Source organism: Campylobacter sp. BCW_6465 (genome assembly GCF_001762815.1).
Lineage (GTDB): Bacteria > Campylobacterota > Campylobacteria > Campylobacterales > Campylobacteraceae > Campylobacter_D > Campylobacter_D jejuni.
The window spans coordinates 1-2144 of the sequence record NZ_MJXN01000078.1; the positions used below are offsets into that span (position 1 = coordinate 1).

Annotated in this window: 3 protein-coding genes; all 3 read left to right on the top strand. The window is 30.5% G+C overall.

Annotated features, from left to right (window positions below):
- Positions 1–12: 12 nt before the first annotated feature.
- The 3 genes from AJ886_RS04775 to AJ886_RS10390 are packed head-to-tail and all read left to right on the top strand — an operon-like array spanning position 13 to position 2134.
- The gene (locus AJ886_RS04775) at positions 13–882 is read left to right on the top strand and encodes an ankyrin repeat domain-containing protein (RefSeq protein WP_070287149.1); all 870 of its coding nucleotides are present in this window, start codon (positions 13–15) and stop codon (positions 880–882) included.
- A 15-nt stretch (positions 883–897) separates the two neighbouring features.
- Positions 898–1227: a hypothetical protein gene (locus AJ886_RS04780; RefSeq protein WP_044779636.1), complete on the top strand. Its 330-nt coding sequence runs from the start codon at positions 898–900 to the stop codon at positions 1225–1227.
- Between the two features lie 37 nt (positions 1228–1264).
- On the top strand, positions 1265–2134 hold the full coding sequence (locus AJ886_RS10390) for an ankyrin repeat domain-containing protein (RefSeq protein ID WP_070287149.1): 870 nt from the start codon (positions 1265–1267) through the stop codon (positions 2132–2134).
- Positions 2135–2144 lie beyond the last annotated feature (10 nt).

Here is a 2144-nt window from a genome sequence, read left to right on the forward strand (position 1 = left end):
AAGGAAAAACAAATGAAAACTTTAGAAGAAATGCAAGCTATGGATGAAGAAGCTATAAGGGAGTTAGGTTGGGAGTTTTTTGATCTTATTAAAAATAATAAACTTAAAGAAGTGAAAGAGTTTTTAAAAGATTATCCCGTGCCTGAAGTATTTTTAGAGAAACGTCGTAAGGTATATTGGTGTAATCATCCTATACCTTTTTTTAGCCCTAGTTCTACTTTAGCTTGGGCAGGGATCGCTTATGATAAGAGTCAAAGTTTTGAAATGATGGAGTATTTTGAGAGTTTAGGACTTAAAGCTGATGATGAATGTTTAGGAAAAAATGCCCTTACTAGTTATATTGGAGTAGGTGGAAAAAATAAAAAAATGATTGATTATTTTTTTAAAAAAGGATGTAAATTTGAAGTTTATGATGAACGAGGTGCCACTCCTTTGCATTCTTGGATATTGCTTGGTGATCCTGAGTCTGTAAATTCTTTAGAAGTGGCTTTACAATTTGGTGCTGATGTAAATATGAGAAGGATTGAAACAGAACATGAACATAGTTATATCGATGCAGGAAAAACCCTTTTACATATAGCTGCAACATCTGATAAAAAACCTATTGGAACTTGTTTGGAAATTTTGATCAAATATGGAGCTGATGTCAATGCTGCTAATTGCACTATCAATGAAATTAAAGATGATAAAATTGATTATTTTGAACCTGATACTCCATTAGATAGGGCTATTTCTTTTGGGATAAATAAAAATAAAACAATCTTAAAAAAAGCAGGTGCTAAGACTTGGGAACAATTGGTTAAAGAATACAATATTGATACAAGTTTAGAGGAACCAGAACAAATTAAAATGTATGAAGAAAGAAGAAAGATAAAAAAATAATAAAAAGGAGATATTATGGAATTTGATGTTGAAATTTTAGACAATCTTGAGAATTTTAAAGAATTCTTAAAAACAAAACCTAGCAAAGAAGTTTTACAGGCTGTTAATTCTCATTTAGAGGGTTTTTTAAGTGATGCGTATGATCATATCGATCCAGAAGAATACGAAGTCGCTTTTGAAGAAGAAACAGGAATATCTTATCGTGATGCTACTGAGGAAGAATTTGATGAGTGGTTTATTGCAAATGTACTTTGCTTTGAGGATTTAAGTGAGATTTGCAAAATTCTTCGATCACTTTTAGAGGCTAAAGATTTGGATAAAGCTTTGGAAAATTTTAACAAATAAAAAAAGATTTTTAAAAAATTATTTTAAGGAAAAACAAATGAAAACTTTAGAAGAAATGCAAGCTATGGATGAAGAAGCTATAAGGGAGTTAGGTTGGGAGTTTTTTGATCTTATTAAAAATAATAAACTTAAAGAAGTGAAAGAGTTTTTAAAAGATTATCCCGTGCCTGAAGTATTTTTAGAGAAACGTCGTAAGGTATATTGGTGTAATCATCCTATACCTTTTTTTAGCCCTAGTTCTACTTTAGCTTGGGCAGGGATCGCTTATGATAAGAGTCAAAGTTTTGAAATGATGGAGTATTTTGAGAGTTTAGGACTTAAAGCTGATGATGAATGTTTAGGAAAAAATGCCCTTACTAGTTATATTGGAGTAGGTGGAAAAAATAAAAAAATGATTGATTATTTTTTTAAAAAAGGATGTAAATTTGAAGTTTATGATGAACGAGGTGCCACTCCTTTGCATTCTTGGATATTGCTTGGTGATCCTGAGTCTGTAAATTCTTTAGAAGTGGCTTTACAATTTGGTGCTGATGTAAATATGAGAAGGATTGAAACAGAACATGAACATAGTTATATCGATGCAGGAAAAACCCTTTTACATATAGCTGCAACATCTGATAAAAAACCTATTGGAACTTGTTTGGAAATTTTGATCAAATATGGAGCTGATGTCAATGCTGCTAATTGCACTATCAATGAAATTAAAGATGATAAAATTGATTATTTTGAACCTGATACTCCATTAGATAGGGCTATTTCTTTTGGGATAAATAAAAATAAAACAATCTTAAAAAAAGCAGGTGCTAAGACTTGGGAACAATTGGTTAAAGAATACAATATTGATACAAGTTTAGAGGAACCAGAACAAATTAAAATGTATGAAGAAAGAAGAAAGATAAAAAAATAATAAAAAGGAG